Annotated in this window: 5 protein-coding genes; all 5 read right to left on the bottom strand. The window is 60.0% G+C overall.

The window, feature by feature from the left end; genetic code table 11:
- Positions 1–519 (bottom strand): hypothetical protein (locus ACYCUK_RS23215; RefSeq protein ID WP_461596963.1); only part of this gene is annotated, 519 nt, incomplete at its 3' end.
- On the bottom strand, positions 516–761 hold the full coding sequence (locus tag ACYCUK_RS23220; RefSeq protein WP_461596964.1) for a hypothetical protein: 246 nt from the start codon (positions 759–761) through the stop codon (positions 516–518). The genes ACYCUK_RS23220 and ACYCUK_RS23215, both read right to left, overlap by 4 nt.
- Before the next feature lie 14 nt (positions 762–775).
- A complete protein-coding gene (locus tag ACYCUK_RS23225) occupies positions 776–1,357 on the bottom strand; it encodes a hypothetical protein (protein WP_461596965.1) in 582 nt (193 codons plus the stop codon).
- 27 nt (positions 1,358–1,384) lie between these two features.
- Positions 1,385–2,674: a WD40 repeat domain-containing protein gene (locus ACYCUK_RS23230; protein WP_461596966.1), complete on the bottom strand. Its 1,290-nt coding sequence runs from the start codon at positions 2,672–2,674 to the stop codon at positions 1,385–1,387.
- A 132-nt stretch (positions 2,675–2,806) separates the two neighbouring features.
- Positions 2,807–5,002, bottom strand: a 2,196-nt coding sequence (locus ACYCUK_RS23235; RefSeq protein WP_461596967.1) for a peptidase domain-containing ABC transporter, incomplete at its 5' end; no start/stop codon positions are given.

The following is a 5,002-nucleotide window of genomic DNA, read 5'->3' on the forward strand; positions in this document are numbered from 1 at the left end:
GCGCACCAGCAGGCCGTCGTCGGGGGAAACCCAGCCGGTCTGTTCGGCGAAGCCGTCGCCGGCGTGGTCGAAGTAGGCGCCGGAGTTGACCGCCGTCGTCTCCACGCCATCGCCGTCCAGGTCGAGCACGATGGGAGAGGGGATGGTGGCGGCGGTTTTGGTTTTATTTTTAGCGCCATTGATGATGTCAGAAGCTCTGTCCCAGTTGTTATATACAAATAATCCAGAACTTACACCGGTAAACGCTATACGCGTCCACGGATTGACTTGCGCTGTCACCAGCCCCAATCCGAGCAACAAATCACCTGTCTTCTGAATAACATTTGCATAATCCCCGCCGGTGGCAGTTCCTTGCGCAATTTTTTCACCGAGTGCGCCAACTGCGGTCACCCATGCGGCTTTTCCGACAACCAATTTAGCGTATCCTATACCGAATGTACCAGCAATGCTGTTCCCAATTTGACTGGCGACGAAGCTTGCAGCCGCTGCTGCCGAAGCAGCGTTTTGAATAGCACTCATAGATATCCTCCCATGAAGTATCCACCACTTACCAATGACAGACCTGCAAACAGCATTGGCCACCAAATCGATTTAGCGATTCTAACCAGATATTCGACCACCGGGTGTTCATTGTAGAATTGAAGTAATTCCTGCTTTGGGTCCCTAATCACCTCAAGCCAGATATATAACCAAATAAATTCATAAATTAATATTCCAACACCAGCCATCAATAAGGCGCCTCCCACATCGAGTTCTTCCATGTCTCATCCTCCATTCATGACTGCTGTGCCAGCTTGGCCTGCATGAACATGCAGAGCAGGTTAACTGCCTGCGAAACAGGCAGCGCGGGGAGATACTTTTTCGTGCCGACGTGCTCGCCGTAATTCCCCACAATATCGGTAGGCACCACCCAGTTGGTGACGTTGTTGCCGGTCATGGGCAGCAGGCCGGACATGTTCTTGATGCCCGGCGCGTTGAAGGTTTCGCCGGGGATTTCCTTCCTACCGCTGACATACTGCGCCAGCGCACCCCCCAGGGAATGGCCCGTCGTGGAAACCGGCACCCCGGGGTTGTTGTTGATAACGCCATTGGCAAAATCCAAGGCTTCGCCAAATTGCCTGTCAGCCCGCCCCGTCGCAATGCCATAGTCCGCGCGCAGATCGCCGCCATCGGTCGGCTCGGTGCCGCGGTAGGCGATGGCGATTTCGCCGGTGGCTGTGTTGCGGTAGGCTTCTGCGTAAAACCCTGACTGCAAACTCCTCGCGTCTACCTGAACCCACCCACTCGGCAGTGCCGGTGCGTTCGCGCCACCGTAAACGTGTGCGCTGAAAGTTGCGTTTTCTTGCGTCGTTGCCATGCTGATCTCCCTTTCGTTAAGCTGTCTTTACTTTTTGAATTCCCAGACCTTTGCAATCACACCCGAGCCGACCGCAAGATAGTTGCTGTCCGGGCTAAAGTCCGCTGACATCGGTGCGTCGGAAGCCGTAAATGTCTCCAGCACACGCCATGTGTGCGTATCCCATACCTTGACCTTCTTATCGTCGCTGCCCGTCACGAGATATTTGCCATCGTGGCTAAATGCAATCGTCCCTACCGAAGTCGTGAATCCATCAATCGTCCTAATAAGCTCCCCTTTGCCAGTTACACGCCATACTTTCACCTGTTCGTTGTTTTTTCCTGTGACAAACTCTCCCGTGGCCTCGTTAAGATGTCCGTATTCCGACCCAGTATCCGTGCCAGTAACAATCTGTTTGCCATCTGGGCTATAAGCCAGCGATTCCACATCGTTTGAGTTCTTAGAGTTTGAGCGCTTCTTATATGCCTCATTTGAATACGCCCTGATCGCCCTGACGAGCCGGCCGCTCGCCACGTCCCAAATCCGGATGTCCCCCTCCAGCGTGCCGTGGGCGAGATGGCGGCCGTCCGGGCTGAACAACAGGCCGCCATGAATGATGTCTTTCGCATCGCCGAAGGATCTGACGGGTGCCCAGGTGCGGGTGTCGTAGAGGTAGATGTTGTCTCGCGGGTGCCGGAAATTTCCGTCGTACCCCACCGCCAGATAGCGCCCGTCCGGGCTGAAGGCCAGATAGGTCACGCTGTTGGCCGGCTTATCCGGCGGAAACGGCCCGGTGAGGCTCTTGACGAGCGCACCGCTTTTGGCGTCCCAGATCATCACCGACACCCCCTGGAGCCATTGCGTGAAGGCCTGGCCCGCGGCGAGGTAGCGCCCGTCCGGGCTGTAGGCAAGGCCGTGCGAGCCGCCCGCGAGTTTCCTGAGCGTCATGACCCGCTTTTTGCTCTGTATGTCGAAGACCATGACGTAAGGGTTCAGGATGCCGCTCACCGCGAGGAATTTTCCGTCCGGACTCCAGTCGAGGACCGAGGCACCGTAGGGTGATAGATCGAATTCCGCCTTGGCGCGGGCAATGGATTTCGTGCCATGGAAGAAATCGCTCAAGCCGGAGAACATGCCCCCCGCCGTTCCAGGCGACGGCCACAGCACCAGCGCGAGAACCAAGGCCAAGAGGGGAAGGAATATCGACCGCATACGCCTTGAACCCCGTTCCTTTACAGAGTGGGATATTTTCATCACGCCGCCTTCCTCCATTTGCAATCGTCGGCTGCCGGTCGGTTTGGTTTCCTCGGCAGGTGGTATGGGTTTTTGGCTTGCCATTTCACACTCCCCCTTGCGGTTGCGGCGGTTTACTGGAGTTCCCGCACCTTCCCCGCGCCCTGCGGGTTGGGCAGGCGCCCCCTCTTTGCCACCCCGGGCAAGGACACCGGGACCAACCGGCCGACGGTGCAGTCATGTCTGCTCATTGACCACACTCCTCGCTGTTGCGTGCTGCCCTAGATTCACTACCTCATCCACCTGCAGTCCGCGCGGAATCTGGTGGGTGATGAACACCATGGTCACTTTGCCCTTGAGCCGGTTGATGGTCTGGGCGAAGTGCTCGGCGGTGGCTTGGTCCAGGTTGGAGATGGCTTCATCGAAAATGAGCACCTTGGGGCGCTTCAAGAGAGCCCTCGCAATGGCGACGCGCTGGCGCTGGCCGCCGGAGAGCCCCGTGCCGCGCTCGCCGATTTCGGTCTGGTAGCCTTGTGGCAGTTTTTCGATGACCTCGTGGATTTCGGCGGCCTGGCAGGCGGCGATCACGTCTTCGAAGCTGGCATGCGGGTGGGTCATGATCAGGTTGTCGTAGACGGTGCCGGAAAAGAGCACCGTCTCCTGCGGCACCACGCCGAAGGTGCTTCGTAGCTCGTTGGCGGCGAGACTGCGGATGTCACGCCCGTCGAGGGTGATTTGGCCTTCCTGCGGCAGGTAGAAGCCGAGCAGCAGTTTGGCCAGCGTGCTCTTGCCGCAGCCCGACGGGCCCATGAGCACGGTGAGCTTGCCGGGTTGCAGGGTGAGATCGAGGCCGCGATAGAGCCAAGGGTGGTGCTCCGAATAGCGAAAGCCCAGGCCTTTCACTTCGATGCGCCCCGCGCCGCCTGCCGTGCGCCGCGGGATGAGGGCGATGGGCTCCTGGGGCATGTCGAGGATGTCGGCCAAGCGCTTCACCGCAATGGAGGCCTGCTGGAATTCCTGCCACAGACCGACGAGCCGCATCACCGGTTGCGAAAGGCGGCTGGCGAACATCTGGAAGGCCACCAGCATGCCTACCGTCAGTTCTACGTTCCGCATCACCAGCCAGGCGCCGACGATGAGGATGGATAAGGTCATCGTCTGTTCCAGAGCGGAGGCGACGACCTGGTAGGTGTTGCCCACCTGCCGGGTGGCGAAGCCGGCGGCAAGATACTGGGCCAGATACGTGCCGTAGCGCTTGTCCACATCCGGCTCCAGTTGCAAGGCCTTGACCGTAGCCATGCCGGAGAGGTACTCGGTGAGGAAGGCCTGGTTGCGCGCACCGAGCAGGAATTGCCGATCGAGTCGCTCGCGGAACACCGGCACCATGACGAGGCTCGCCAGCACGATCAGCAGCAAAAGCCCCACGGCGATGAGCGAAAGCTGCCAACTGTAGGCGAACATCACCGCCAGGAAGATCACGAGAAACGGCAGATCGAGAACGAGGCTCACCGTGGCGCCAGAGACGAATTCGCGCAGCGTTTCCACCCCGTGCAGCCGCGCCACCAGCATGCCTGTGGGCCGGTGTTCGAAATACGGCAGTGGCAGGCGCAGAAGATGCCGCATCACCTTTTCGCCCAACACGGCATCGATACGGCTGCCGGTGTGCAGGACAAGGTACTGCCGCAGCCACGTCATGACGCTGGTAAAGAGCATGAAGGCTACCAGCGCCACGCCGAGCACGACGAGCGTGCTTTGACTGCGATGCACGATGACTTTGTCGATGATGACCTGGGTGAACAAAGGCATGGCCAAGCCCACCAACTGGATGGCAAGGCTGGCCAACAGCACATCGCGCCAGAGTGATCGGTGGCGCAGCAGTTCCGGTACGAACCACGAGAAGCCGAAGGATTTTTTGGGTTCGGAAGCGCCATCGGGTTCGCTGGCGGTCTCGGTGAGCGGCGGCTCGGCCTCGGCCACCAGCAGCAGAACGGGCGCACACTGGGCGCGGGCGGCTTCGACCGGGAGGATTTCGGGGGTTGATTGGCCGGGACGGACGAGGGCCAGGGTATGGCCGTCGGTTTTGACGACGAGGGCGGGGATGAACGTGGGGGGTGCGGCTTCGCGGTCCGGCGGATCGGGCGGCGCGGCACCCGCCTTTGCGCCATCCTCGGCCGGCGGGGCGGCCGGCGACGCTTGCATCGGAAGGAACACCACCACCGGCAACGGTACCGCCTGCCAGTCGCCCTCGGGCCAGGGTGCCACGGCAGCCTTAAAACCGAGCGCATCGAGGGCTTCGACGATGGTCGGAAGGTCAAAAGGCGGCGCAAAGCGGCAGCGCACCAGATCGGCATCGAACGGCCGGCGGTAAAATACCGCGAGGCTGCCCAAGAGCCAGATCAGTACGCGTGCATCAAAACGCCCATCCGGGCGGAA

Source organism: Thiomonas sp. (genome assembly GCF_054608695.1).